Genomic DNA, 26,811 nt, shown 5'->3' with positions numbered 1-26,811 from the left:
GCCGGATTTGTTAACAACCTCTGGTATAATCCTATTTATTTTCGGCGGCACTGCCGAGCACGAAAAGGGTACATCATGGATGCATCATGGCTTTATCCGGGGACAATCGTCGTTTTGTTGATTCTGGCGTACATGCAGTGGCAGACAAACTCTAAGAAAACAATGGTTTTGGTCCTTGTTGTTTTGGGATATATCGTCTACTCGCATGAAACAGGCCACTCCCTGACGGAGTTCCGTGAGCAGGCGGTCGACGATTTCGACGATGCCGTCGGGAACAGCAAATACAAAGAGCGGGTCGTCTCTCCGCAGATGCGGCCGGTCGAATCCAAGGCGATGATTGAGGGTAACGGGAGTATCGAATGATTTTAATGGCGGGTCCCTGTGTCATTGAGAGCGAAGCATCCCTTTTCCGTATCGCAGAAGCGCTGCGGCCCTACCATGAGGATGCGCGGTTCGACTTCTATTTCAAGGCGAGTTTCGACAAGGCCAACCGCACCTCCCTTGAGAGCTACCGCGGACCGGGCCTGGAGGAGGGCCTTCGGCTGCTGCAGAAGGTGAAAGAGCATTTCGGCTATAAGATCGTCACCGATGTCCATGAGTCCTACCAGGTGGCACCGACGGCGGAAGTCGCGGATATTATCCAGATCCCGGCGTTTCTCTGCCGCCAGACAGACCTGCTCGTCGCCGCGGCAAAAACGGACCGTATCGTCAACATCAAAAAGGGACAGTTCATGAACCCCGCGGATATGCGCTACTCTGTCCTGAAAGTCCTCAAGACCCGCGGCTGCGATGAGGTGGGGTATGAGAATGCGAAAAAGCACAAGGTGCTTCTCACCGAACGCGGTTCGAGTTTCGGCTACGGCAACCTCGTCGTGGACATGCGCTCACCGGTGATCATGCGCGAGTTTGCTCCGGTCGTTTTCGATGCGACGCACTCGGTACAGATGCCCGGCAGCGGCGGCGGAAAGACCGGCGGTGACAGCTCGATGGTACCCTACCTGGCGAAAGCGGCGGCCGCTGTCGGCGTCGACGGTTTCTTTTTCGAAACCCACTTCGACCCTTCGTGCGCCCTGAGCGACGGCCCGAATATGATCACGCTCGAAGGACTGAAGCAGCTGACGGAAACACTGCTCGCCATCGAGGCGTGCAGCCGTTAGGCGAAGCGGCACGGAAGAAAGTTAAACAAGGAGAAAGAAAGATGCAAGTAATCGAGGGAAAACTGCAAGTCCCCACGGACAAGAAAGTTGCCATTATCGCGGCGCGTTTCAACCACCTGATCACCGACCGCCTGGTCGAAGGCGCCAAAGACGCCTATGCCCGCCACGGCGGAAATGACGCGGAGCTGGATCTTGTGCTGGTCCCGGGCGCGTTTGAACTGCCGATGGCGACGGAACGCCTGCTTGCCACCGGCAAGTACGACGCCGTCTGTGCGCTGGGTGCCGTGATCCGCGGTGCGACACCGCATTTTGATTATGTCTCTGCGGAGGCAACCAAGGGGATCGCGACGGTGTCGCTCAAGTACGCCAAGCCGGTCGCTTTCGGCCTGCTGACGACCGATACGATCGAACAGGCGATCGAACGCGCCGGTACGAAGGCGGGGAACAAAGGTTTCGAAGCGATGACGACGGTCATTGAGATGCTGAACCTGTACGCGGAGATCGAGGCGTAATGGCGACACGTCACCACGCACGCATGGCGGTCGTCAGCCTGCTGTATGCCTATGACCTCGGTAACGGTGCGATTGCCGACCATACCGATGAGATTCTCGAAGAGAAGAAGATCCGCAACAAGCAGAAGGATTTTGCCCTGACGCTCTTTGACGGGGTTATGGCGCATCTGGAAGAGGTGGACGAAGCGATTGTCAAACACCTTAAGGAGTGGGATTTCGACCGTTTGGGTTCTATTGAACGGGCGACACTCCGTCTGGGAGCCTACGAGGCGCTTCACAGCGATCTGGACTCCGCTGTCGTGATCAACGAGGCGATCGAGGTGGCCAAAGCCTTCGGTACGGAACAGTCTCCCAAGTTCATTAACGGCGTGCTCGATGCGATCGCCAAAGAGAAAGCTGCATCCTAAGCCCCGCCTGCGCTTAAATCAATCTTTTTAAACGCTGCCGTTCCCGACAGGGGGGCGGAGCTGAATCCTTGAGCGGTATACTGCGGCCAAGGAAATATTGTACGAGGGAGTGGAACCACTATGAGCAGACTCACCAAAGAAGAAGCGGTTGACCTGATCCGCAACGCCGATCTCAAAACCCTCGGGAAGCTTGCCACGGCCCGCAAAAAAGCGCTGCACCCCAAAGGGGTCACGACCTTTGTCGTCGACCGCAATATCAACTATACGAACATCTGCTGGGTCGATTGCAAGTTCTGCGCGTTCTACCGCCATGAAAAGGACGAGGATGCCTACGTCCTCACCTATGACGAGATCGATGCAAAGATTGACGAACTGCTCGCCATCGGCGGAACGCAGATCCTTTTCCAGGGCGGGGTCCATCCGAAACTGAAAATCGAGTGGTATGAAGACCTCGTGGAGCATATCCATACGAAATACCCGCAGATCACCATTCACGGCTTTTCGGCTATCGAGATCGACTTTATCGCCAAGGTATCGCGCATCAGTGTGGAGGAGGTCCTGACCCGGCTGAAGGCAAAGGGACTCTCCTCCATCCCGGGTGCCGGCGCGGAGATCCTTAATGACCGGGTCCGTGATATTATCGCGCCACGCAAGATCGATGCCGACGTCTGGATCGATATCCACCGCAAGGCGCACAAGCTCGGGATCAAATCGACGGCGACGATGATGTATGGAACGATGGAGACGGACGAAGAGATCGTCGAGCACTGGGATATGGTTCGCCGCTTGCAGGACGAAACCGGGGGGTTCCGCGCCTTTATCATGTGGTCGTTCCAGGGCGAGAATACCAAACTGCTCGAAGAGTTCCCCGAGATGAAAAAACATTCGGCCAACCGCTACCTCCGCCTGTTGGCAGTCTCGCGTCTCTTCCTGGACAACGTACCGAACCTGCAGAGTTCCTGGGTGACCCAGGGGCCTTATATTGGTCAGATGGCGCTGCAGTTCGGGGCCAACGACCTGGGCTCAACGATGATGGAGGAGAACGTTGTCCGCAGTGCGGGGGCGGGCTTCCGTATGGCCAAGGATGAAATGGTCCGCCTGATCCGCGATATCGGCGAGACCCCGGCGATCCGGAATACGGCGTATGAAACCCTGGAGCTTTTTGCGTGAGCCTCAAAGCGCTACTATTATTCATTTTTTTGACAGGACAGATTGTAATGGCTGAAACGACGGTGGAACAGGTAGAAGTAAACGGCATCAAAGTGCCGATGATATTTGAGCACGATTCCCGGTTACCGATCGTCTCCATGCAGTTGGTCTTCCGCCAGAGCGGTTCGATCGAGGACGGTGCGCATGCGGGGCTGGCGAAGGTGAGTGCCTCAATGCTCAACGAAGGGACCCAAAAACGCGGCGCCGTCGGTTTTGCCGAGGCGCTCGACGCCCGCGCCATCCATCTCAGCGTTCATGCCGGGACGGAGACGATGGTCTTTGAAATGGGCTCGCTCAAAGAGGAGTTCGGTGAAGCGGTCGGTCTGCTCGAAGAGCTGCTTACCGCTCCAAACCTCAGCAAAGAAGCCCTTCAGAAGGTGAAGACAACCATGGTCGGCGCGCTGAGCCGCAAAGAGAATGATTTCGACTATGTCGCCAACCGTGAACTGAGGGCAATGCTCTTCACCGATACGCCGCTGGCGTCCCCGGCGTCCGGGACGGTTGAAAGCGTCAAGGCGATGGAACTCAAAACGGTCAAAGCCTTTGTTGAAAATCACCTCCAGGCCTCTCGGGCCATTGTCGTGATCGGCGGGGATATCTCCAAAACGGACGCGGAGGATGCCGCGCGCCGGCTGCTCAGTACCCTGCCGAAAGGGGCGTTGGAGAGTCTGGGGTACTACCCGGCCAGTGCGGCGGCACAGACGGAGCTGTTCAAGCGAAAAACGGAACAGGCCTATGTCTATTTCGGCGCCCCTTTTGAGATGAAGGTAGGGGACGCCGAGCACTACATCAGCCGCGTCGCCATGTTCATCCTCGGCAGCGGCGGCTTCGGCAGCCGGATGATGGAGGAGGTCCGCGTTAAGCGCGGCCTGGCCTACTCCGCCTATTGCCGTGCGAATATCGCCCGTTCCAACAGCTACTTCTTCGGCTACCTCCAGACGAAGATTGCTTCTCAGAAAGAGGCCGTTGAAACCGTGCGCGAAGTGATCGACACGTTTATAGAGAAGGGTGCGACCCAGGAGGAGCTTGACCAAGCGAAGCGTTTTCTGCTCGGTTCCGAACCGCTGCGGGTCGAGACCCTTTCCCAGCGCCTTTCGCGTACCTTCCTGGAGTACTATAAAGGAGAGGGGATCGGCGCGTCCGCACGCGAACTCGCTCAGATCGAAACCCTCGATCTTGCCACGCTAAACGCCTTTATCAAGAAGCATAAAGAGATCGAGAAGCTTACTTTCTCAATTGTAACAGAGGAGTAGTAGGTTTTTTTGTTCCCCTTCTTTTTTGCTTATCCAAAAAAGAAGCCGAACCGGGAAGAAAAAAGGATAAAAGGCTGCCGCTTTCGGGGCACTCCATTTCCCGGTGATCCGCCTGACCCGCTAATGAACGTTTCGACCTTGACAGCAACAGGGAAGCTGACAAGCTTCTTGGCACTTAGCACTACTCAGCGCGATAGTGCCGCTTTGACTTCCCGGACAATTCCCTCATCTTCGCCGATGTCTGCCCAGAGGAACTTTTTCCCGCTCTGGATACTGCCTTTGAGCAGATCGCCGCTTTTGCGGTACTTCAGATCCAGTGCAGCGATGTCAAAGCCGTTGTCCGTTTGGCGGAAGGCGTCGAGGCGCTCGCTTTCCCCCAGATTCGTATAGAGAAAACACCATCCTTTGAGGCCTGTGCGGCTGACGCGTCCGCGCAACTGGTGAAGGGTGGCCAGCCCGAGGCGTTCGGCGCCGACGATGACAACTGTCGTCAGACGCGGAAGCGAGATGCCGACCTCGATGACGGTTGTGGCAAGAAGGATGTCTCCTCGCTCCCTGAACGTTTCAAGAATCGCCTCTTTTTCCTTGTCTTTGCCGTGAGTGACGTAGACGTTCTCAAAATGTTTTTCCCAGTAACCTCTGGCCTCTTCAATGCTTTGATAGCCGAAATTCTCGCTCTCTTCGACAAGGGGGTAGACGATGAGGACCTGGTGCTCTTGCGCGATCTCCGCGCGGATGTGCTGCAGCAGGGTTGGGAAGTCAGGCTTGTGGATGACCGCGGTCGAGATGTCTTTTTGAAAGGGGGTCTTGGTAATGAGGCTGACGTCGATATGGGCGGAATCGATCATCGCCTGGGTACGGGGAATGGGTGTGGCGGAGAACTGCAGGTAATGAGGGTGACGGGTACCCTCCGAGAGCAGTTTCTCCAGCCGGTGGCGCTGCGCGGTCCCGAAGCGGTGCTGCTCATCGACCATGATGAGCGCGGCTTCGGGGAGGTCTCGGTAGAGCAGGGCATGGGTGCCGATAAGGACATCGGCCTCCCCCAGCGGCATTTTTTTCGGGGTAGCATTCGTGATGAGCAGAATCTTTTTTTCCGGGAGGAACTTACGCGCCTCTTCGTATAGCTGGTTGGCAAGGATGGTCGTAGGCGCCATCAGGATGCTGCGGTGGGGGGAGGCCATCTGCATCGCCGCCAGTATCACCATCGTTTTGCCCGCGCCGACATCCCCGACGACCATCCGTTTGGCGGCATGGGGCTTTTTGAAGTCCGCTTCAATCGCCTCGATGGCTTTTGCCTGTTCATCGGTCAGGAGAAACGGCAGACGCATGGCCCAGACACGCCAGTCGCCCTCCAGTTTTTTCAACGCATGAAAATAGCGTCGTTTCCCCTGGAGCGAACGCATATAACTGTAGAGCTCAGTGTATTTGAGGGCGTAGAGCTGTTGCGGTGTGGGTTCCTTCAGCGGAGCCTCTTTGGGGAAGTGCAGCCCGAGCAGTGCATCGGCAACAGCGGGGGGCAGCCCCTCATCCAGTAGATTTTCACGGGTGATGTAGCGTGCGGCGAGACGGGCCATGACGTCGGTGCGCAGGGGCGTTTTGTATTTGGGGGTGAGCGTGCCCGCCTCGGGGATACGCTGGGGGTGACTCATCTGGCAGCGCCCCTGTCTGCAGTCGATACGGCCGTAGAAAAGGGTGCGTTCCCCTTCGGCAAAAAAACGCAGCATATAGGGTTTCGGATTGAACAAGACCCCCTCGATTCGGTGCCCGAAGTTGTGCACATAGAGGGAGATGGTCACCGTCCGGGGGGAGCGTTGTATCGATTCGACGGTGGCATCGATCGCCTGCTCGGTGCCCTCTTTAAGCCTGGGGTAAAGCCGGCGGTCCTCAAAACGGACCGGGGCGTGAATGGCGAGCTCTGCGGCCGAGTAGACGCCGAGTTTTTTAAATTTTTCGATATCGGCCTGTTCAATTTGCATGGGATATTTTAGCGCGTTTGTCGCTTTACGGCTTGAAAAATGACATGTTTACTGTGTTATAATCGTTGCCTACGACAATTCACACAGAGGGCGAGGCCCGGAAAGGTTCCATGATGAATATCTCACTGACCGGTAGAGCGATCGAGTTGACCGATCCCATTAAAGAGTATTTGCAAAATGCGATCGCATCGCTCTCGAAGTTCAACCTGGACATCATTTCGGCACAGGCGGTTTGCGCCAAGCGAAGCATCGGGAAAAAACAGGGTGTCTCGGTGGAGTTTACCATCAATCTTGCCGGCAAGAATACTGTTGTTATCAAGCAGAGTGACGATGATATGTATGCTGCGATCGACATCGCGATCGAGCGGGCACAGAAGGCGCTGCGCCGTATGCACGACAAGCTGAGCGATCACCACCATGAGAGTATGAACGATGCCAAGAGCGAATCGGCAGACGTCAAAGCGGCGGCCGAAGCACAGGAGGACGAAGTCATCCCGGTTGAACTGGAGAGTTATAAACCGAGGGAAGTCGCCGATGTGCTGGATGAGCTGAAAACGGGTGAAAAGCAGTTTGAGATCTTCCTGGATAACGACGGGAAGACTCGGGTTCTCTACAAACGAAATGACGGTCGTTTCGGTCTCTATTAATCGTTTCCGACGGCTTTCTGCCGTCTCTTCCCTCTAGATCAATTTACAGTTTTTGCAGCGTGCGACGGTGGAATCGGATCGGTTCATCCAGATTCAGTGAAGCGTGTGATGTAACATAAACGTCGATCAGCGCGGAGCCATGCTGGGTATCCGTCGAAACGGTTGTCAGGATGTTGTTACATCCGGTGCCGCCAGGGATCATGCCGGTTTGCCAGATGTACTGGATTGTCACGTTGATATTGAACATGGCCGTACCCGTTGAAGGGTAGGTGTCATTGAAGGAAGTTGTACAGCTCAGGTTTGCATCGCGGTTTTCTCCCGAGATGCGGTAGACGGCGTCTTCGGTGGCATTGAACGCCAGCAGCTGTGCCTGCTCGTTGAGATAGTCGTTGCTGGTACGCGCAGAGACGTCCGTGGAGTACGAGAGCATCTTCAACAGCATGAGCGTGATCAACAGCATCATGAAAACGGCGGCAATGACGGCAAAGCCGCCCCGTTTTAGAACACGATTTTTGTTTTGCATATTGAATACTCCCCTTCATCCATAAAATCTTTGTTGCTGAGGCAAAGCTCGATTCGGATGATGTCCCCCGCTTTTTGCAGCGTAAAGGTTTTGACGTTGTCCGTCAACAGGTCCCCCGTGCCCGTATAGATTTCAGCCTGCCACGGTTGGTAATTCTGGTGGAGATAGAGCTTGTGATTGACCGTGTCGAGCACAAGCGCGTAAGCACTGTCTGCGACATGATAGAACTCAAAGATCTCATCACCTGCCGAAAAAGGGTTGGTGGTAAAGTTGATGTTCTGCGATGCGACACCGTCGTAGACATAAAGATCCTGGTGGCTGTTCGCAGAGACATTCGTATCATGCCACCCGAAACTGTTCTGTACATTGACTTTTGAGCCGATAAAGAGCAGTGCGCCGTTCGCCGGTAACGTAGCGGTGCCGGGACTGTGAAGCTGGGTATAGGTGGTATTCCCGTCATTAAGGTCGATGATGCCGCTGAAGTCGCCATTATCCCAGCCGTCGCTGTCCAGGCCGATCCATTCAAAGACGGTCTCGTTGCCGGTGACGCTGGAGAGCGGTACGAAGGATGCCGCCGCACCGCTGCTGGCGATGATGGAATCTTTGACCCTATAAGTTAGGCGGTTGGCGATCTGACTGACGGCAGCCTCGGATTTGCTCAAGAGCGAGGCGGCGATGGTCGTCCGGGTATAGCTTTCATAGATCTGCAGGAAAATCTCCACTCCGAACTTGGCGAGGATACCCATGATGACAATGACGAAGACCAGTTCGATCATCGTAAACGCACGCCGTAGCCTACTGTAATACATTCTCATTGGAACGTCCTCTTGGCATAGTCGATTTCACCGATATTGTATGAATAGACCCGCATCCGGACAAGATTGGCGTTGCCGTTGTTCTTATCATTGATGGAGACAACAGTCATTTTGATATCGGTAGGTCCCCCCACTGTCCCCGTAGCGAAAGCCGTACCGATATACCCGGAGTTGACGGCGACCTGATAGGTGCGTTTGTAGCCGTGCTCATTGGTGATGTTGATATCCGTCGTACCATCCGGGACACCGTCAGGATAGGGTTGTGAGGAGGCGGTACTCTGGCTGTGGAAACGGCGGTGTTTATCCTCGGCGATACCGCCGTAGCGCAGGACGGTCTGGATGTCGTCGGCAGCACACGGGACCGTATATTTCGAACCCGTTGCAGTGTCGAGACAGGTGCGTTTGTGGTTGGCATCCCAGTTTGTATCGAGAATTTTTGAATAGGCGAGTTCGCTCGAGGTGTCTTTCGAGTTGGGGTCCCATCGGTGTGAAAAGATCTTGGCTGCTTCCATGGATGCCAGGAAGACCGCTTCTTGCGAAAGCGCCCCCTCCATCGTATTCCCGCTTCGCGTCATGATCTGCGAAACGCCGGCAACCGTGATGCCGATAATGATGATCGCGAAGATCATCTCAATCATCGTAAATGCGCGTTTCATTACCACCGGATTCTCCTATTTGAGTTGGCCGGACCGCTGTCCGTACCGTCAAGGTTGCCCTCTCCCGCCTCCACGCCGATGGCGTTGAATTCAATCAGGAACGACGCATTGACGTCGGGGTTGGCGTTGAAACGGTCGTACTTGAGCCATCGATCCGTATGAAGATTGACGGAGGCCTTGTACGGATAACCGTCGCCGCCCCGGTAGCCGATCCGCACATTCGAAATGCCGTTGCCCGGGGCCGTAATCGACGTTCCCTGGTAAAGGGGGCTTGTCGTTGTATTGAGGTCATACCCGAAAAACTTGTGGCTCAGGTGGGTAATATTGCCGTCCGCCCCGGAATCGTGCTTGGTATTGCGGAACCACATGATAGCATCTTTACTCCGCTCATTGTCCTGGGCATACGCTCTGCGCAGCGTCAGGTTGGAGTCGTTGTCCGCATAGAATTCAAAAAAGAGCTCCAAACTCTGCGACAGGCAGGGGCCGGTGACGACTGTACCGCAGTTGACGCGGTAGCGCGGTGCATGCCCCCGTCCGTAGAGGAAGGTGGCCGTATCCGTCGAAGTGTGAGAACCGGTCACGGTAAAAGGTGATGGTTCGCTGTCATTCACATAGACGCTGTTAAGCGCGATTCGCACCGGATCGACGACTTTGTTGACTTTTCGGTTGAAGTTGAGCCTGTATTCGATATGGGTCGTACCGTTCCCATCCACGGCATCATCGGGAAAGCTCGTCGTCGTGTTTTCAAGCAGAACCGATGTCAGGGTGCCGCCCGGCAGTGTGTAGGAACCTTCGCCGCTGTCCACCGTACCATTGGCTTCGGCCGGGTTGTAGTAGAGGAATTCCGTTATGGAACCGGCCGGTTTGATCGCGGTGCCATGCATTTGCAGGGTGACATTGGTGTCTTTGGCGTAGCAGGTCTCCATATAGTTGCTCGTGACGTTGTTGTCGGCACTCATCGCTTTGATGTCCAGCGCCAACTTTGCTGTCGAGACATTGTAGTCGTCGTACAGGTTCATGTCATAGAGGTAGGTAAAGTCGTCGCCGTAGTCGTCAAGCGTCGCGTTGACCTCGAAATGGTCCGGAATGATGCGGAAGGAGATGCTGAATGGTTCGATACGTCTGTCACTCCAAGGCGTATCGTTCACATCCACTTTGGCAAACTCCGTTCCGTTCGTTTCGTGGATGCTGAAATTGATATCGCCGATATTGTCGAAGCGGAAGAGGCCTGAATCCACGCCGTCGACGAAGTGGACCGCAGGGGTCATATTGACATTGGTTTGCGGGCAGACCTTCGTCGGGTCGCTGATGTTAAGATCGATCTGGAACGTTGTCCCGTCGGTCAGGGTGTCTTCGATCTCGTTATAGAGGAGGGTCGCTTCGGACGGATCGGCCGTATTGCCTGTCAGTCCCTTGAACGCCAGACCGTAATCCAGACCGGCTTTGACAGGGTCGCCGACGCCGACAAGTGTCGTGATGTTCGAATCAAAAGCTTTGGGACGGATGGCAAAGTTGTCTTGCGTACAGTAGCCGAGTCCCCCGACCGTACACTCGTAGCATCCGTATTCGTGGTCGTATTCCGCATTGTAGCCGACACAGTTGGTATTGCCTTCGCCGCAACTGAAGCCGTGATTGTTGGAATCGCAGGGGCTGCCGTTCTGGCCGAAACAGCGCACGAATGCGGACGTTCCGAAGACGTTGAGGTATTTGTTGTTGTCAAGGCTTGTCGAGCCGCCGGAGTTCATACACTGTGGCAGCCCTTTGATGTTCCCCGGATTGGTTGTAGAGGTCTGCGTACACTTTTCATCCGAGTCGGCAATTTTCTCGTTGATATTGACGTACTTCATAATAAAGCGGGCTTTTTTTGTCGCGATGTTGCGCAGTTTGAAATCACCGGGTATGCCGCTGCTGCTGACGCCTGCATAACGTGGCGAATTGTCGCCGGGTTCGAAAAGTGCGCTCAGCGGTGCACCGCTTACGGCAGGATCGCTTGTGTAGGTGACGTAAGTCTGGCTCGCCTCCTGGCACTGATCGTTCGCGAGTCTGATGATAACCGTCAGCGGAATGGGATTGGAGCCGGCGGCAGTCGTAGGGTTATAGGCTGTCGGTGTGGCGCCGTCGCTGCTGTCGTTGAGAAAGTAGGTCGGGATATGCGTTTCGCCAGCGGCATAAGAAGCGCTGGCTCTCCCGATTTGGGCAGCCACTTTTGTCCGGATCTGCGCTGTGTTTCTGCCGCCGCTAAGATCGTTCTCGGAGATTTCGACGAGCCCCCCTTTCATGTAAACACCGCCGATGGCCCCGCCGCCCGGTGCAACGTCGTTTAACGTAATATTTACCTCTCTGCTTGCATGTGTGATGGAGTCGTTGTGAAGGGTATTGGCGGCGGCGAGATCGACGTTGTTCCAGGTGCTGACATTGACGTCGGCGGTGACGCCGGTATCGAGCGCACTGGCCGTGCGCGCGTTGATTTTCAGGTACACGATCCCCTTGCCCATGCCACCGGTGCCGTCTGTCCCGACGTAGCTACACGTAAAGGAGTCTCCTTTGACGGCGGGACTGTTCGGCGGGGTACAGATCCATCCGCTTGAAGTGTCGTAGCCGGTGTAATAGATATTGGGGTCCATCTGATCCCAGATCTGGACACCGTAGGCGTAGGCATTGTCGTAGTTGGTAATAAAGATGTAGTATGAGAAATCGGTATCGACGGGAATGGCATCGGCTTCGGCGAATTTTTCCACTTTCAGTTCGACAACCCCTTTGCCATCGACGACGTCGACGGTCGACGAGGTGACGGCACTCTGTGTCCCGTCCGTCATACTGGCGTTGTTCGTGATCGTATCCGGGGCCGCTCCCGCGGAAAGGGTGACGTTGAAGTCAACAATCGCATAATCCCCCGCAGCCAGTGCCGGACAGCTACAGCTGAAGGTCCTGGAGGCATCCGGGGCCGTACAGGTACAGCCGCCGTCATCGATGATGTTGAATGTGGAGAGGTTCGCTTCGGAGGGAAGGGTATCTGTGATGGTGATGCTGCCGCTATCAAAGGCCTGGTTGTTGACCCCCATCAGTGAATAATCAACGTTGGTAGCGCTGTTTTGCAGGATCTGTCCTGGAACATTCGTTTTCACGAGAGAAAGCGGCGCCGGTACAAAGGTGACTTTGAGAATATAATCTTTTTGGTTCGCCGAGCCCGATTCGACCTTGACCATCAGATCCGTCGGGTTTAGATAGCTGATGCTATAGGGGCTGGAGATATCTGTCATAGTGCTACAGGAGGATTCGCTGTAGAGAAGATCCAGACTGGAATTCGTCTCTAACGTAATAATAAGTTCGCCCGGTATATCTACGGAGAAGTAGTAATAATCCCACTTCTCTGAGTCTCCCCCCACGTAGGTTTGGTTCGTATAGGAAAGATTGGACTGATCGAAAACGGCGGTGTCTGTGACGCTGCTACAGTCACCGGGCACACCGGTGATAGCCGCCGAAAGGGTTTGGGGAAGAAAAAACAGCATTGAAAAGAGCAAAATTGCGCTTGCTGTTTTGGCAAAATGAAAAATAACATTTCCAAACATCGTGGTCCTTTTACTGTCTGAAATCTTGGAAAAATACTTTAAATCAAACATTTCATACCTGTTACATCTATTGTATTTTGAAATAGTTTCATTTATTCTTAAAGCGAAAATATAGAAAAAATGGGACAATCTCAAGGACACAGAGTCGCCTGTCTCCCGTTATGAAAAGCGTATGATGCTGTTTTTCGGCCCGCGGACGAGAGGGCAACTCTGCCGCTGAACCGTGCCCTTTTTGGAGGGTCGGTAATGTTCCGCAGAGAGCGCTGGAGAGAAGACGGGGAGGTTGCACTAAAGCGCACGGCTCAGGAGGAGCGTGCCTTCTCAAAAGCACGCTCCACGGCCTGGATGCAGCCGTTTCTGACCCCGGCCGCTTCCAGTGCACTGTAGCCGGCAGCCGTCGTGCCGCCGGGGCTCATCACCCCGTCTTTAAGCAACGCGGGGTGTTCGTGCTGGATCAGCTCCCCGAAACCGGCAAAAAGGCCGCGCATGACGGTCATGGCGTCATCGCGCTTGAGTCCCTGTTTGACAGCGCCGTCCGCGAGGGCTTCGGCGATAAGCGCGAGGTAGGCAGGGCCGCTCCCGGCAAGCCCCGTGGCGATATCGAGCTCTTTCTCGCTGCCGAGCCAGAGCGTCATCCCGATCGCATCGAACAGGGAAATGGCTTCGGCTTCGAGGTGGCGGTCGCCGGTCAGCGTCGTCATGGATCTGCCGACGGTCGCGGCGAGATTGGGCATGGCGCGGACGGTCCCGGCGGCGGCGATGTGGCTCTTGAGCATTTCAACCTTTGTGCCGGCAAGGACGGAGTAGAGGGCCTCGGCTTTACCATGCAGTTTGGTACCGACCTCAACGATATTGGCCGGTTTGACACAGAGCAGCAGGGTCTTCCCGGTGATATCGAAGTCGTTGAGGAGGTGCTTGGTGACGTCGGTCCCGACGGCGGCTTCAAAGGTGTCAAGATGCGCAAGATCCCGGCCGACCACCTCGATGAGATAACGCTCTTTCAGGGTTTTGGCCATGGCGACGGCCATATTGCCGTTGCCGATAAAGGTCAGTGTTTTTTTCATGGCCTGCTTACTCCTCCTCTTCGCGCATCATGTCGATCTCGTCGATGACGGCGCGACACTCTTCTTCGTCCAGTTCGCCGTTTTTGACCTCGTCAAGCAGCAGGGCGAACTCCTTTTTCAGCTCCTGCAGTTCGGCCAGCTGCGTCTTGTCCTCGTCTGTTGCATTTTTGGTTTCGGCAATTTTTTCATAAAGGTCGTCGATGAAGGACTCGATCTCGGGGATCACGTCGTTCTCCAACAGGTCGGTAAGGTCTTCAGCTTCGGTCATTGGGGGCCTTTCAAGATATTTATAAAACTATAACATACCTCTGCAGGCAGAGGCTTGAAGATTAGCTTTTCCCGATCAGGGCGCTCTTCTTGTTGCGGGGCATCTGCTTGATGGCGTATTCGCGCTTCTGCGCACTGCTTCGGTCGGGGTGGCGTTCGGTGTAGACGAGGGTGACGGGGCGGCGCGCACGCGTATAACGGGCCCCTTTGGCAGAGTGGTTATGCTCGTTGAGGCGTCGTTCAAGGTCGGTAGCGATCCCCGTGTAGTAGGTGCCGTCGCTGCATTGAACGATATAGACGCTATAGGGCATGGTATCTCCTCCGACAGGGGGCAGCACGGAAAGGGTCTCGGTCACAGGATGGACCTCACCGCAACAGCCGCTCCGATGAGGCCATTGTCGCCTGCGGCATCTTTATACGGGCTGAAAAATGGATCAGCGGTCAATCTACCACATGATTCTTCTGTTCGAATTGGCCGGCCCGCTATCCGTATTGGGCACGTTGCCTTCGCCTGTCTTCTGGCCGACGGCATTGAATTCGATCATGAAAGAGCTGTTGACATCCGGATCCGTGTTGAACCGGTCGTAGTTCAGCCACTTTTGCGTATGCAGACCGATGGATGATTTGTAGGGATAGCCTCTGCTGCCGTCATAACCGATGCTCACCGAGGAAGCCCCGGCCGCCGGAGTGCCGATGCCGCCGTTTTGATGCAGCGGTGCCGATGTCGTATAGAGGTTATAGCCGTTGTAGCGGTGGCTAAGCACGGTAATGTTCCCCTCAAGCAGGGCGCTGTGGTCCGTGTTGCGGAACCAGAGGATCGCATCTTTGCTTCGCTCGTTGTCCAGGGCGTATTGTCGTCTGAGCGTCAGATTGTTATCGCTGCTGTAGAACTCGAAAAAGAGCTGCAGTGGTTGTGTCGACGAGCAGGAACTCAGCGCGGCGCTGCTGCAATCAATACGGTAGCGGGGTGCGTGTACCCGGCCGTAGAGGAAGGTGGCAGTATCGGGGCTTGGGCTGTTGTCGGAGCCGTAAACACCGTCGGTATCCACAATGTCGACGCTGGACAACGAGAGCCGGAACGGATTGACAGGCTGATTGACTCGACGGTCGAAGTTGATCCGGTATGCGATCAACGTCGTTCCGTTGGCGTCCGGCGCCGTCCGGGACGGGAAACTTGCCGTGACGTTGGTAATGGGCAAGGAGCTCAATAGACCGTTCGCGGGCAGGGCGGTTTTTCCCTCACCGCTGTTGGAAACATTCGGATCCGCTTCGGTCGGGTTGAAATAGAGAAAATAGTCCAGCGCCGACGGCGGGCTGATCTGTGTGCCTGCCGTCTGCAGCGTGATATTGGTGTCCTGGGCATAACAGCTGTCGAGATAGTTGCTCAGGGTACCGATGCCGTTCGCACCCATCGCCGATACCTCTATTTCCAGGGAGGCGGTTGAGAGGTTGTAGTCATAACCTGTCTGGTTGACGTCGTTGTCTTTGTTCATGTCATAAAGATAGGTGAAGCCGCTGCCGGCGTTGTCGAGCGAGGCGTTGACGTCGAAATGGTCGGGGATGAAACGTTCGGATACTCTCGCCGTCACCAAACACCCTACAGGGTCAGGGGATGTCCTGTTCGAATCCGGAAGACACTCCTGCCATCCGACTTTGTTCTGATCCACACCCGTCCAGTTTGCATCGGCCAGGGTGATATTGACATCGCCGACGTTCGGGTAACTGATCGACCCCGAGCCGACGCCGTCCGTGAAGCTGAACGTGAAACCGTGATTGCCGTAAGGGCAGTTGGTCGCGGCAGCTACAGGACTGAAAATGAAAGAGGCATTTTTGTCGTTGGTATTGTCAAGCGTCGTGGTATAACCGCTGGTCGGTGCCGTTCCCCCGCCGACGTAAAGGGCGTCGGATTCCAGCGTATAGGACATGCCGGCGATTTTGGGGGTGGCGGAGTCGCTGAGCCCCAGGGTGTAGGATGACGGCCGGATGGCGAAATTGTCGCTTGAACAGGCCGTCACATCCGCAGCATTGTCAAGGATACAGGCCAGGCAGCCGTAGGCGTGATTGTATTTTTCCGGCAGGATAAAGCCTTTGGAGCCGCTGTTATCGTAGGCGGAGGAGCTGCACGGCTGCTGCTCGCCCGTTAAAAGCGGGTTGAGACAGACCGTGGCGATATTGGGGTATTTCTCGATCAGTTCTTGTGAAATGCCACTGGAACTTCCCAGGTTGTTCAGACACTGGGGAAGGCCGTTTAAGTTGGCGGCCCAGTTGGAGTTCAAAAAGCAGCTGCTGGCTGATTCGAGGTCGTTGAGCAGATCGCCCCAGTCCGCGTATTTGGCGAGGATACGAGTATTGCTGTTGGCGACGGCAGCCATCGTAAAGGTATTGGCATCCGCATAGCTCGTGCCGCTTTCAATGTAGGCGATGACAGGTTCGCCCGCGGGGTTTCCCGTCGTCGGTGCCGCCAGGGGAAGCTCGTCCGTACAGCTGCTGTCCGTGCGGTAAAGCAGAACTTCAAGAGGCGGCAACCATTTGAACTCTCCGCTGCTGTTGAACGTTTTGGGCGCATGCGTCGTCGGATCGAGGTAGACAACCGTCAGTGCGGTCTGCGGGTTCCCCGCCACCTTCGTTTTCAGAACCTGGCGGCTCGCAAAATTGGGGTATTCGTCGGTGTCGACGATGTCTGCCGTCGAGGGGATGGAGGGCTCTCCGCTCCCTCCCCCTCCCGCGGCGGAACAGCTGGCAATCAGACCGCCGAACGTTTCGCCGTTTTTAGCGTAGTGTCCGTACAGCAGCGGCGACGATGAGTTGCCTAGCAGTGCCAGAATATCGATGTTGAGTGTTGTGAGCGCGAAGACCGAGTGGTTCCCGTCCGCAACGGCCATGTTCGGCATGTCGTACACAATGGCGTCGCCCAGGAGATCGACAAGACCGAGGTAGCCCAGATTGAGCTGCAGCGCGCTTTCGCGCTGACAGTTTCCGGGGCTCCCGTCGACACCGCAAAAATCGACGAGCCCCACCAGAGATTGGAGCAGCGAATTGTCGGCGATGACCTGCACATCGGAAAGGTCACCGTCCGTATTGGCGTGCTTGATCGGGATCGTGTTTTTTTGCAGGATCTGGATGCCTTCTCCCAGGTTGATCTGGATAAGACCCCCTAGCAGCTCGATATTGAGGGCATTCAGAATGCCTTGGACAAGATCGACGACATCGCAGGCGATGTAAATGACACCGTCGACGACGGTGTAGACGATTCCCTGGCTGTCAAGGATAGGGGTGAGGATGGGCAGGACATCAGTCGCGATATCAAGTACGCTGCCCGCGACAGCATGTAAAGAACACTCCGTCACCGGCGTATCGTAACAGAGGTCCTCCTGCATACCGGTTCTACAGACCCCAGCATCCGTGTCCCAGGCACAATACCCGGTCCGGTTGCACTGATTTAGATTGTTTTGATCTTCACACGCCGCATGACCATCGTGGGAGAAAAGTAAAAAAGTCGTGGCAGCTGCGACAAACAAACGTATGGATTTACTGCTTGTCATAATTTCCAACCTCGAATAGAGTTGATAACAAAACTGTTATTTTTTAAATATTTTCATTCAAATAATCCAAAGTATAGATCGAATTATTTTGATAAAACTTAAAAACAGAAAAAAATTAAAAGATACTGTATAAAATGTTCATTTTGACAAAAATTTATTGAAATATATATGGATTATTGAAAATGGAGAAATGTGAAGAGAAATGGAAGAATTGCGCTATAGGCGATAGCAGTTGCCGTGGACGCTGAACGGCAGGTCGGAGGGCAGGGTACGATAGAGCAGGGGACTGTCGAGGTCGATCCAGGCGAAACGGTCGGGGAAGGCGACGGCGAGGTGGAGCGCCGCGGTGATCGAGACGGGACCTTCGAGCATGGAGCCGAGCATGCATTGGGTCCCGTAGGTTCGGCAGACGTCCAGGATGGCGAGGGCACCGGCGAGACCGCCGCACTTCATCAGCTTGATATTGATGAGGTCGGCCGCACCGGTATCGAGTACGCGTCGGGCATCTTCGGCATCGAAAACGGCTTCGTCGGCCAGGATGGGAAAGGAGGAGCGGGCGGTGATCTGACGGAGCGCTTCAAGATCCTGTGCGGGCACGGGCTGTTCGATCAGAGCGAGGGGCAGATCGGCACATGCATCAATAAAGGCGAGGCTCTCCTGCAGGTTCCAGGCCTGGTTCGCATCGACGAGCAGCTGCGCTTTGGGGAGGGCATTGGCGATCTCCCTGATGCGCTGTGCGTCCAATCCGTCCCCTCCGCCGACTTTGACTTTAAGAATGTCGTATCCGCACTCGAAAAGTTCGGTGGCTTTGTTTCGCATCGTTTCGGGTGTATCGAGGCTGACGGTCACGGCAGTGGTGACGGGCGTTGCTTCTTTCGCACCCAGGTAGCGGTAAAGGGGGAGCCCCTCGTGCTGTGCCGCCAGCATATAGAGTGCCATGTCAACCGCCGCCTTGGCACTGCTGTTGCCCGGCAGGCAAGTGGCGACGGTATGCAGCAGTGTTTGCAGTTCGAAAGGACGTCCCTGTAAAAGCGGAAGGATTTTGGTATGTAAAGCCTGCTCGATGCTCTCGAGGGTTTCGCCGGTAATCGCCTTGGTCGCCGGTGCGCTGCCGTAAGCGCGAGCACCGTTGTCCGTATGTAATTCGAGGACGACAAAGGTGACCTCCTCAACACGCCGAAGGGCCGTGACAAAGGGGGTGGCGAGGGGGATGGATGCGCGATAGACGCGCGTACTGCTGATGGTCATGCGGCGATACTCTGCAGGCCGGAGGCGATCAACAGGCCGACGAGGGTGCCGATCAGATAGCCCATTACGGCCATGATGACGGCGGGACCGATGAGTAGACGGTTATAGGCGGCCGCCAGAATGGGGGCCGAAGCGACCCCGCCGATATTGGCCAGGGAGGCGACCCCGATCGTGAAGAACGAGAGTCTGAAGAGCCGTGCGATCAGGAGCATAAAGAAAGCGTGAAGGATGAGGATGGAGGCAGCTGCGGCAAGGTAGCGCGGCACCTCGGAGAAACCATGCAAGGAGGCATGCGACCCGATCAGCGCCACGAGAAGATAGAGCAGAAAGGAAGCGAGCGTGCTGCTGCCCCCCAGGCGTCGCATCGGCGTGAAACTGCCCGTGACACCCGCAAGCGTCGCGAGCAGGACACTCCAGGTGCTTTCGGGCAGGAGGGGGAGCAGTGCGGCAATGTATCTGAGCGCAGACGCGATGAGGAGTGCGATAGCCGTGAGGATGAGGATGGAGCGGAGGTTGCTTTCGCCTTCTGAAGTTTCTGATGTATTCGTTTCCATGGGATTGGCACCGTTCCAGCGGTCGAAACGGCGGGCAAAGGGGACGGCAAGCAGCAGGGCGCTGACCCAGAGCGTATAGAGCAGTGAGTCGACGACCAGCGCCGGCCCCAACTGGGCTTCGGAGATGCCAAGGGCCGCGGCGACGGCGAGCATATTGGCCGTTCCGCCGGTCCAGCTCCCGCCAAGCGCTCCGAAGACGCCGGCGGCCTCCGGTCCGAAATCAAAGAGGGCAAAGATCCCAAAGAAGGCGCCGGCGATGGAGAGGACGGCAGCGCCGTAGGCCAGCAGCAGGGGTCTGCCCAGTGTGAGGAATGCATGCAGGTCCAGCCGGAGCAGCATGATGAAGAGCATCATCGGCAGGAGCCAGGATTTCACCTCTTTGTAGGCGAAAGTCTGTGCAGCGTTCTGGGCGAAGAGGCCGCTTTGAGAGAGTGCAATGGCAAAGAGGTAGATCAGGACGATGGCGGGCAGCCAGGTAAAGAGTTTGAGGGGCGCGCGCGTCTCGATCCGCCAGAGTCCGCCGCCGAGTGCGAGCACAATACCGAGATAACCGAAGACGCTTGATATCATGGGACACATTGTAGACACTTTTTGGTTAGTTACGGGTTTGCTATGGCACAATGACAGGATGTTTTATTCACTCCAGTTCTCTTTTTGGTACCTCTTCTTCGGGACGATTCTTACCTATCTCGTCTGGGGCTTCATTGTCTCCTTCGAGGTCAACCTGGCGATGGGGGGATCGAAAATGGCACGGCGATGGATCCGGGCACACCACACCTATAAACAGCTCTATTACGAGGTCAAGGTCTTCTATCCGATGATCTATGTAGGCTACTTTTTCCTCGAACTGCTGCCGCATCTGCTGTGGAAGACGCCCAAGGCCGTGTTTGATATGGAGCAGCTTTTCAACGAACTTTTTGACGAGGAGGAACGATAGGCATGGCGAAATTCGTATTGCTGGACACGGAGACGACGGGGGCGGGGGAAACGGACCGCATTATCCAGCTCGGGTTCATTGTCCTGGAAGCGGGACAGCAGACGGAGGTTTACAACGATTTCTGTTCCGCGGAAGTGCCGATCGCGTTCGGCGCGATGGAAGTGCACCACATTACGCCGGAGATGATCGAAGGTAAACCCCTCTGTACCGAGACGACGGCGTACCGGGCACTTATGGCGCTGAACCGGGACGAGAACTACCTCGTGATCCACAACGCCCCTTTTGACCTGGGAATGCTGGAGAAAGAGGGGTTTGCCAATGGCATGAAACTCATCGATACCCTGCGCTGTGCCCGCCATGTTTTCGAAGAGGAAGAGGCCCACAGGCTGCAGTATTTCCGCTATAAGATGGGGCTCTACAAAGAGGAAGCGGCAGAAGCGCAGAAACTGGGGGTCGAGATCAAGGCGCACGACGCCATCGGCGACGTCCTGACGCTGAAACTCTTTTTGAGCCGTCTGCGCGCGCGTGTCCAGGAGCGTTTTCCCGGAGAAAACCCTGTCGAGAAGATGGTCGCACTGACGAAGGAACCCGTCTTTTACAAGGGGCCGATGCGTTTTGGCAAGTATAAAGGCAAGACGCTCTTTGAAATCGCGGCGGATGATCGCGGGTATCTGCAGTGGATGATGGATAAGATGGAAAACCTGGACGACGATATGCGCTATTCCGTCAATCGCGTTCTCTCAGGCGTGTAGAGGAAAGAAGAGGGAGCCCGGCCGATCAGAGGATCAGCTGGGAGATCTTTGCGCTGAGCTCTTTCTCGCGCACCGGTTTCATCAGGAAGCCGTTTGCACCGGCTTCGAGGGCCTCGGCTTTTTTCGTCTCGTCTGTTGTCAGTACAATGACCGGCGGCTGCTTCAGGTTCTCGTCCGCACGCAGGACACGAAGCATGTCCAGGCCGCCCATGACCGGCATGATAATGTCGAGAAGTACGACGTCGATGTCTGTGGCATTTTTAAGCTCACCAATGGCATCGGCACCGTTTTTGGCTTCGATGACTTCAGCGACATATCCTGTTTTCATCAGCATGGATTTGAGCAGCTTCAGGTTGATCAGGTCGTCATCGACGGCGAGTACTTTCAGTTGTTTGTTCGGCATTCAGTTTCCTTTAGAGTTTATACGTATTTTTCAAAGATCAGACGCAGAAGGTCTTTGTTAATGACGTTTTTGATGACGTCGTTGACGTGGCTGCGTGTGGATTCATCGGGCTCGACGCCAGGGTCGACCATCATGACGGTCGCGGTTTTATGCCCTTTGCTTTCCAGGGTCTTTTGCAGGCTCTCTAAGTCAAGCCCATCAATCTCCTGGTCGAACAGCACGAGTTTGTAGGCCTTCTCTTCGAGGGCCTTCATCATATTTTCGGCACCGCTTTCGGTGTCGTACGTGAAGCCGAGATCGGCAAGAAGCTGCCCAAAGAGCTTGCTCTCAAGAATCCCTTTTTTCACCAGCAGGATATCGGCGCTATAGGTCATCTCCGGGGCAGTCTCGGCGACCGTTTCCTCCGGGGCTGCTTCTACTGCAGCCGGGAGAGTCTCCTCGGCGGTTTCCGCTTGGCGGACATCGACGATCTTGTCGCCGATGAACTGGCTGAGGAGGTTGAGGATCTCGGTACGTACCAGCGGCTTGGTCGTATACTCATCCATCCCGACGTCCATGAAACGTTCGCGGTCCCCTTTGAGGGCGTTGGCCGTCAGGGCGATAATAGGCACATGCGGCTGATTTTCGTCCTCTTCGAAGTCGAGGATCTCCATGGTGGCTTCCATCCCGTCGAGGACCGGCATCTGGATATCCATGAAGATAAGGTCGAAGTTGCCGTTTTTGCGTTTTTCGAAGGCTTCGAGACCGTTATTGGCGATGGTGATCTCCAGGCCGAGCTCTTCGAGGGTACGGCGGATCAGCTTCTGGTTGATGATATTGTCTTCGGCGACGAGGACCTTTGCATCGAAACGGCTGTCGGCGCTGACTTTTTTACGTTTTTTCTGCGCTTTTTTGACGACGTAGTCTTCGGCGTCGAAGGATTCAAGCACCGCCTGCAGTTTTGTACCGTTCAGCGGTTCGTAGAGGACCTTGAAAAGCTCAAGCTCCATACTCTCGATCTTCTTCATGTAGTAGGACTTGGTGATCAGGACGGTGGCTTCCGGCGTCGCGCTGACCTTCTGCAGCACCTCTTCGTCACAATAGTCGAAGTCGGCGATCAGAATGTCGTAACTGCCCTTCTCCTGGAGCTGCTGCAGCTCGCGAAGGTCATTGAATGTCGTATGTTTGACGCCGTAGAAGCTGAGGTACTCGAGCAGGTATTCCGTCTGTGCCTTCTGGCGCGTTTCATCGTTCATAATGAGCGCGTTGATATTGGTAAAACTGTTTTGAAGCGATTCGTTAAGGGTCTCGATCTCTTCAAGTTCAAGGGTGAAGAAGAAGGTGGTTCCCTGTCCCGGTTCGCTTTCAAGATCGAGTTTGCCGCCCATCAGCTCGATGAAGCTGCTCGAGATCGTCAGACCCAGGCCGGTACCGCCGTATTTACGGGTAATGGAGGTGTCTGCCTGACCGAAGGCCTCGAAGATGCGGGCTTTCTGCTCCGCGGTAACCCCGATCCCGCTGTCTTTGACGTCAAAGCGGATGCGGGCGCGGTTTGGCGTATCGCATGCTTCGCGGCGGACATTGACGTTGATCGCGCCGCCGCTGTTTGTGAACTTGACCGCATTGGAAAGGAGGTTGATAAGGACCTCTTTGATCTTGGTCGGGTCCCCTTTGAGCGGACGTTCCAGGCTCGGGTCGATGAAACAGCCGAGGTCGATATGTTTTTCGGAAGCACGGACGGCATAGACTTCGACGGCGCTCTCGAACTCTTCGAGGGGGTTGAAGGCGATCTCTTCGATCTCGAGCTTGTTGCTTTCGATCTTGGAGAGGTCGAGAATGTTGTTGATAATTTCCAGCAGGTTCTCGGAGCTCTTTTCGATGATATCGATGAACTCGCGCTGCTCTTCCTGGAGGTCGGTGTCTTTGAGGAGTTCCGTAAAGCCGACGATCCCGTTGAGCGGCGTACGGATTTCATGGGACATGTTCGCCAGGAACATCGATTTCGCTTCACTCGCTTCCTGGGCGGAGACCTTATCCATCCGGGTCTGTTCAATGACCCCTTCAAGCAGGGCGTAGGCCTGCGCCGTACCCTTCGCCGTCTCGAGGTTGATATCGGAACTTTCGGTCTCGATACCCTCTGCCGCACGTTTCAGGACCGATTCGAGGTCCTTGATGTTGCGGGCGATATCGTTGGCAAGGAAGTAGCCCAGCAGCGCAATAATGATCGCGATGGCCCAGATGACGACGGCGGCGGTCAGGATCTCGAGGGCCTGGGTCTGGACGACGGCTGCACGTTTGTCCATCGCCTCGATCAGAACAGTTTCGGCTTCGGAAAGAAGGTTGGTCTTTTCCGAGAGCATCGCGAACCAGACACCGGACTGTGTCGAGTAGAGCCCGTCGTTGATGGCCTGGATGATCTCGGCGCGTTCGGCGGTGATATCCTCAAAGAGCTCGACATTGTCCTCGCTCTTGAAGAGAGCGTCCATGGCGGCTTTGAGGTCGGCGTCGAGGGCGGTATCGTAACTGATAGCGTCGGCCCGGCCGATCAGCGAGAGCCAGCGGTTGACCTCTTCCGTCTCAAGCGCGGTGGAGCGGGCGAGAATGAAGGAGATGAAGTCGCGTTCGGAAGCGGTATAGAACTCCGACTGGAGCAGGTTGTAGTAGGCGGAGGCACTGGAAGAGAGCGCCTTGTCGTCGGAAATCTGGGTGATGTGCCCGAGAATATCGAGGATGGACGTCAGCAGGCTGCCGTAGGCTTCGGCATAAACGGATTCAAACTCTGCATTGCCGGTATCGACGGCGTTGCGGACCTCTTCGATGGTGTTGGCCGTTCCTTGCAGTGCGGTGCTGTCCTGGGCGTTCAGCGTTCCACTGAGCTGTGCCAGACCCTGGTCAACGATGTCCCGCTGGGCCAGCAGCGATTTTTTCGTCGCTTCGGAGTGGTTACCCATGTACATAACGGTCATCCCGCGTTCGCGGGAAATGTTGGTAAAGAGTTCATTGAGGTATTTGTTCTCTGCCAGTTTCGTTTGGAGGACTTCCGCGGACTGGTAGTCTTTGAACGAGGTATAAACGTAGAAACTGGCAAGGCTCAGTAGGAGGAGGATCGGCAAGAGGCTGATCAGACGCAACTGGCTTTTAAGTCCCAAATTCATATAGCTTCCTTTTTAGAGTTGTTTCAAGAGTGAATAAAAGTGTTCCGCTTCCTTTTTCAGGGCCGGAAGCTGCTCATGTCTAAGCAGCTTGGTCAGGCTGCGGGAGACGTCCTCGATGCGGAGGTTGTCTGAAAGGCCTTTGAATTCGAAGGCCACGGAGCGCACTTTCTTCAGGTTACCGTCATCGATCGCCTGCATGATTTCGCTTTTTTTCTTTTTGGCGTCCTCGACGAAATCTGTCACCAGACTTTTGACGAAGGACTCGCTCAGACCGATTTCGGCCGCGGCCCGCGTGAGGTCGTAATGGAGCTTGGTCTCTTCGGCACCGGACATCAGCGCGGTGTCTTGTGAAGCCTCGCCGCTGAGTTGTCGGTAGTGTTCCCCCTCTTCGGCATCGTCGATCAGGTGCTGTTCCTTCTCGGGGATGATATCGAGGCTGAAAGGTTCGACATCTTCGACGGGTTCGCGGGGTTCCTCCTCGATTGCCGGGGCATTTTCATCTTTAATCGGCGGCAGTTCGATATCGTCATCCATCAGGCTGCCCAGCTCCAGAGACGCCGGCTCCTCTTCGACGGTCGGCGGTTTAAGCTCTTCCTTGAAGCCTGGGGACTCCTCGGGTGCGGAAGTGCCCAGAAGGTCGCCGAAGTCATAGAGGTCGTCCTCTTCCGCCGGCTCTGAGACAGCGGGTTTACTGGTCTCGGGTTCGACGGCTTCGCTTGCCGGTGCCGCCGCTTCGGTCATTTCCGGAAGCGGTTTGCCTTCCATTTTGGCAACGATAAGGTAGAACTGCTTCAAGTTGGCTTCGATCTCGACCTGGTCGCGTGAAGCGTTGACGATGCTCAGCACCTCGAAGGCGTCTTCGATCCGGAGGTTGGCCGCGACCCCCTTGAGTTTGTGCGAAAGGAGGTGAACTTCGTCGAAATCCTCTTCATGGTTGGCATTGAAGAGCCCCGTTTTGAATTCGTGGGCCTGCTGGATAAAGTCGCCGATGAACTCCTCGATCAGTTCGACGGGAAGGCCGAGTTCGCTTGCAGCGATATTGGGGTCGAAAACGTAGTCATGATCCGTCTGCAGGTTGTCCAGATAGGCCTGCTCTTCCTGGTTGATATAATCGCCGAGCATCGGCCGTTCGGTTTTTTCGGGGGCGGAAACCGGTTCAAAGGTTTCCGGCATATAAGGCTCTTCTTCCAGTGCGAAGGGCTCGGGTTCGGGGCTTTCGGTTTCAAAGCTCTCCGGTTCGCTCAGGGATCCGTCAAGGTTGATATCGGGCAGGTCGATCGCCGGGAGCTCTTCAAATTCAAACTCCTCTGCCGGTGCAGGCGGTACGATCGGCGCTTCGGGTTCGTGGGGACGTACCGGATGCTCTTCAAATGCCGGCATTTCTGCCGGGGAGGGACGTTCAAAGGGCTCCATCGCCCCGCTGAGGGCCTTAACCTGTTTGAGATGAACGACATACCCTTCGTTGTCTGGGGCATCGGTCATGAAGATCGGCGACAGGGCCAGTGTACACGAGAAATGGACCTTGTCGTTCTGGATAATGGCACGGGTGTCTTCGGCGTCGGCATGGAGGACGAAGTCGATCCAGGGGAAGTTCTGGAAGTTGTGGATGTACCCCGGTTTCTTGACGAACATTTCAGCCACATCCCTGTGCTCCGCCAGAAATTCGGAAAGGGTTTTGTATCCGAGATGGTGTAGTGTTTCGTCGTCAATACCCACCAATTCTTTGTTGTGGTTGTAGATCAGCACAATGCCTCCTTCAGGTTATGATTCTGCTTCTTCGCCGCGCAGGCGTTCGTAAAGCGTTTCGGCCTCTTCGATGGCCGCTTCGCTGGCCCCTTTGCGCGCTGCGGCATATTTGGTGATCGCCCCGGTCTCGTCCTGGATCGGCGTGATCGTTGTTTCGACCCAGTAATACCGTCCGTCTTTGCGCAGGTTTTTGACAAGACCAGTCCACACATTACCCTGTTTGATGGTATTCCACATCATCTCAAAGGCCTTTTTCGGCATATCCGGATGGCGGATGATATTGTGCGGCTGTCCAATCAGCTCCTCTTTGGTGTAGCCGGAGATTTCACAGAACTTCCGGTTGGCGAAGGTAATGATCCCATTGAGATCCGTTTCACTCACGATCGCACGGCCTTCGAATTTAAACTCTTCATCTATCGGTTCTACTACCTGCATAGTCG

24 protein-coding genes are annotated in these 26,811 nt (G+C 55.5%); 9 read left to right on the top strand and 15 right to left on the bottom strand.

The window, feature by feature from the left end:
• Positions 1-75: 75 nt before the first annotated feature.
• The 6 genes from WCX72_RS10700 to WCX72_RS10675 all read left to right on the top strand — a co-directional run bounded on the left by WCX72_RS10700 (position 76) and on the right by WCX72_RS10675 (position 4,538).
• Positions 76-363: a hypothetical protein gene (locus WCX72_RS10700; RefSeq protein WP_231019047.1), complete on the top strand. Its 288-nt coding sequence runs from the start codon at positions 76-78 to the stop codon at positions 361-363.
• Positions 360-1,157, top strand: a complete 798-nt coding sequence (gene kdsA, locus WCX72_RS10695) for a 3-deoxy-8-phosphooctulonate synthase (RefSeq protein WP_231019046.1) — start codon at positions 360-362, stop codon at positions 1,155-1,157. The genes WCX72_RS10700 and kdsA overlap by 4 nt, the downstream gene beginning before the upstream one ends.
• 41 nt (positions 1,158-1,198) lie before the next feature.
• Positions 1,199-1,669, top strand: a complete 471-nt coding sequence (ribE, locus tag WCX72_RS10690; RefSeq protein ID WP_231019045.1) for a 6,7-dimethyl-8-ribityllumazine synthase — start codon at positions 1,199-1,201, stop codon at positions 1,667-1,669.
• On the top strand, positions 1,669-2,076 hold the full coding sequence (gene nusB, locus WCX72_RS10685; RefSeq protein WP_231019044.1) for a transcription antitermination factor NusB: 408 nt from the start codon (positions 1,669-1,671) through the stop codon (positions 2,074-2,076). Before ribE ends, nusB begins: the two co-directional genes overlap by 1 nt.
• A 120-nt stretch (positions 2,077-2,196) precedes the next feature.
• Positions 2,197-3,246, top strand: a complete 1,050-nt coding sequence (locus WCX72_RS10680; RefSeq protein WP_231019043.1) for a dehypoxanthine futalosine cyclase — start codon at positions 2,197-2,199, stop codon at positions 3,244-3,246.
• Positions 3,247-3,293: 47 nt separating this feature from the next.
• Positions 3,294-4,538 carry a pitrilysin family protein gene (locus WCX72_RS10675; RefSeq protein WP_345969761.1) on the top strand — a complete coding sequence of 415 codons (1,245 nt, stop codon included), beginning with the start codon at positions 3,294-3,296 and terminating at the stop codon, positions 4,536-4,538.
• Between the two features lie 185 nt (positions 4,539-4,723).
• On the opposite strand, the gene recG is transcribed toward WCX72_RS10675, so the two are convergent.
• Entirely contained in the window at positions 4,724-6,514 is a 1,791-nt protein-coding gene (recG, locus tag WCX72_RS10670) for an ATP-dependent DNA helicase RecG (RefSeq protein WP_345969760.1), read from the bottom strand.
• A gap of 110 nt (positions 6,515-6,624) precedes the next feature.
• On the opposite strand from recG, the gene raiA reads away from it, so the two are divergent.
• Positions 6,625-7,161, top strand: a complete 537-nt coding sequence (gene raiA / locus WCX72_RS10665) for a ribosome-associated translation inhibitor RaiA (RefSeq protein ID WP_345969759.1) — start codon at positions 6,625-6,627, stop codon at positions 7,159-7,161.
• Between the two features lie 43 nt (positions 7,162-7,204).
• On the opposite strand, the gene WCX72_RS10660 is transcribed toward raiA, so the two are convergent.
• From WCX72_RS10660 to WCX72_RS10615, 10 genes are all read right to left on the bottom strand, one after another.
• Positions 7,205-7,684, bottom strand: coding sequence for a hypothetical protein (locus WCX72_RS10660; protein WP_345969758.1), 480 nt, complete (start codon positions 7,682-7,684; stop codon positions 7,205-7,207).
• Entirely contained in the window at positions 7,660-8,499 is an 840-nt protein-coding gene (locus tag WCX72_RS10655; protein ID WP_345969757.1) for a prepilin-type N-terminal cleavage/methylation domain-containing protein, read from the bottom strand. Before WCX72_RS10655 ends, WCX72_RS10660 begins: the two co-directional genes overlap by 25 nt.
• A complete protein-coding gene (locus WCX72_RS10650; protein ID WP_345969756.1) occupies positions 8,496-9,155 on the bottom strand; it encodes a prepilin-type N-terminal cleavage/methylation domain-containing protein in 660 nt (219 codons plus the stop codon). Before WCX72_RS10650 ends, WCX72_RS10655 begins: the two co-directional genes overlap by 4 nt.
• Positions 9,155-12,415: a hypothetical protein gene (locus tag WCX72_RS10645; RefSeq protein ID WP_345969755.1), complete on the bottom strand. Its 3,261-nt coding sequence runs from the start codon at positions 12,413-12,415 to the stop codon at positions 9,155-9,157. Before WCX72_RS10645 ends, WCX72_RS10650 begins: the two co-directional genes overlap by 1 nt.
• Positions 12,416-13,026: 611 nt before the next feature.
• On the bottom strand, positions 13,027-13,788 hold the full coding sequence (locus tag WCX72_RS10640; RefSeq protein WP_345969754.1) for a pyrroline-5-carboxylate reductase: 762 nt from the start codon (positions 13,786-13,788) through the stop codon (positions 13,027-13,029).
• A 7-nt stretch (positions 13,789-13,795) separates the two neighbouring features.
• A complete protein-coding gene (locus WCX72_RS10635; RefSeq protein WP_345969753.1) occupies positions 13,796-14,056 on the bottom strand; it encodes a hypothetical protein in 261 nt (86 codons plus the stop codon).
• 61 nt (positions 14,057-14,117) lie between these two features.
• Positions 14,118-14,366, bottom strand: a complete 249-nt coding sequence (locus WCX72_RS10630; protein WP_345969752.1) for a GIY-YIG nuclease family protein — start codon at positions 14,364-14,366, stop codon at positions 14,118-14,120.
• A gap of 135 nt (positions 14,367-14,501) precedes the next feature.
• Positions 14,502-17,432, bottom strand: a complete 2,931-nt coding sequence (locus WCX72_RS10625) for a hypothetical protein (RefSeq protein WP_345969751.1) — start codon at positions 17,430-17,432, stop codon at positions 14,502-14,504.
• A 381-nt stretch (positions 17,433-17,813) separates the two neighbouring features.
• Positions 17,814-18,845, bottom strand: a complete 1,032-nt coding sequence (locus WCX72_RS10620) for a dipeptide epimerase (RefSeq protein ID WP_345969750.1) — start codon at positions 18,843-18,845, stop codon at positions 17,814-17,816.
• Positions 18,842-19,969 carry a DUF819 family protein gene (locus tag WCX72_RS10615; RefSeq protein WP_345969749.1) on the bottom strand — a complete coding sequence of 376 codons (1,128 nt, stop codon included), beginning with the start codon at positions 19,967-19,969 and terminating at the stop codon, positions 18,842-18,844. The genes WCX72_RS10620 and WCX72_RS10615 overlap by 4 nt, the downstream gene beginning before the upstream one ends.
• A gap of 58 nt (positions 19,970-20,027) precedes the next feature.
• Here WCX72_RS10615 and WCX72_RS10610 point away from each other — a divergent pair, with 58 nt between their 5' ends.
• Complete coding sequence (locus tag WCX72_RS10610; RefSeq protein ID WP_345969748.1) at positions 20,028-20,336, top strand: hypothetical protein; 309 nt, start codon at positions 20,028-20,030, stop codon at positions 20,334-20,336.
• 2 nt (positions 20,337-20,338) lie between these two features.
• Positions 20,339-21,088, top strand: coding sequence for a 3'-5' exonuclease (locus tag WCX72_RS10605; RefSeq protein WP_345969747.1), 750 nt, complete (start codon positions 20,339-20,341; stop codon positions 21,086-21,088).
• Between the two features lie 25 nt (positions 21,089-21,113).
• Here WCX72_RS10605 and WCX72_RS10600 read toward each other — a convergent pair whose 3' ends face one another.
• Genes WCX72_RS10600 through WCX72_RS10585 form a run of 4 tightly spaced genes read right to left on the bottom strand, consistent with a single transcriptional unit; the run spans position 21,114 to position 26,806 of the window.
• Positions 21,114-21,491, bottom strand: a complete 378-nt coding sequence (locus WCX72_RS10600) for a response regulator (RefSeq protein ID WP_345969746.1) — start codon at positions 21,489-21,491, stop codon at positions 21,114-21,116.
• A 17-nt stretch (positions 21,492-21,508) separates the two neighbouring features.
• Positions 21,509-24,625 carry an ATP-binding protein gene (locus WCX72_RS10595; RefSeq protein WP_345969745.1) on the bottom strand — a complete coding sequence of 1,039 codons (3,117 nt, stop codon included), beginning with the start codon at positions 24,623-24,625 and terminating at the stop codon, positions 21,509-21,511.
• A gap of 12 nt (positions 24,626-24,637) precedes the next feature.
• The gene (locus WCX72_RS10590) at positions 24,638-26,371 is read right to left on the bottom strand and encodes a hypothetical protein (protein ID WP_345969744.1); all 1,734 of its coding nucleotides are present in this window, start codon (positions 26,369-26,371) and stop codon (positions 24,638-24,640) included.
• Positions 26,372-26,386: 15 nt separating this feature from the next.
• Positions 26,387-26,806 (bottom strand): PAS domain-containing protein, encoded by a 420-nt coding sequence (locus WCX72_RS10585; RefSeq protein ID WP_345969743.1) that lies wholly within the window; start codon positions 26,804-26,806, stop codon positions 26,387-26,389.
• Between the last annotated feature and the right edge of the window lie 5 nt (positions 26,807-26,811).

This window comes from Thiomicrolovo immobilis (assembly GCF_039645955.1).
Classification (GTDB): Bacteria; Campylobacterota; Campylobacteria; order Campylobacterales; family Sulfurimonadaceae; genus Thiomicrolovo; species Thiomicrolovo diazotrophicus.
This window is presented reverse-complemented; position numbering and strand designations above follow the sequence as displayed.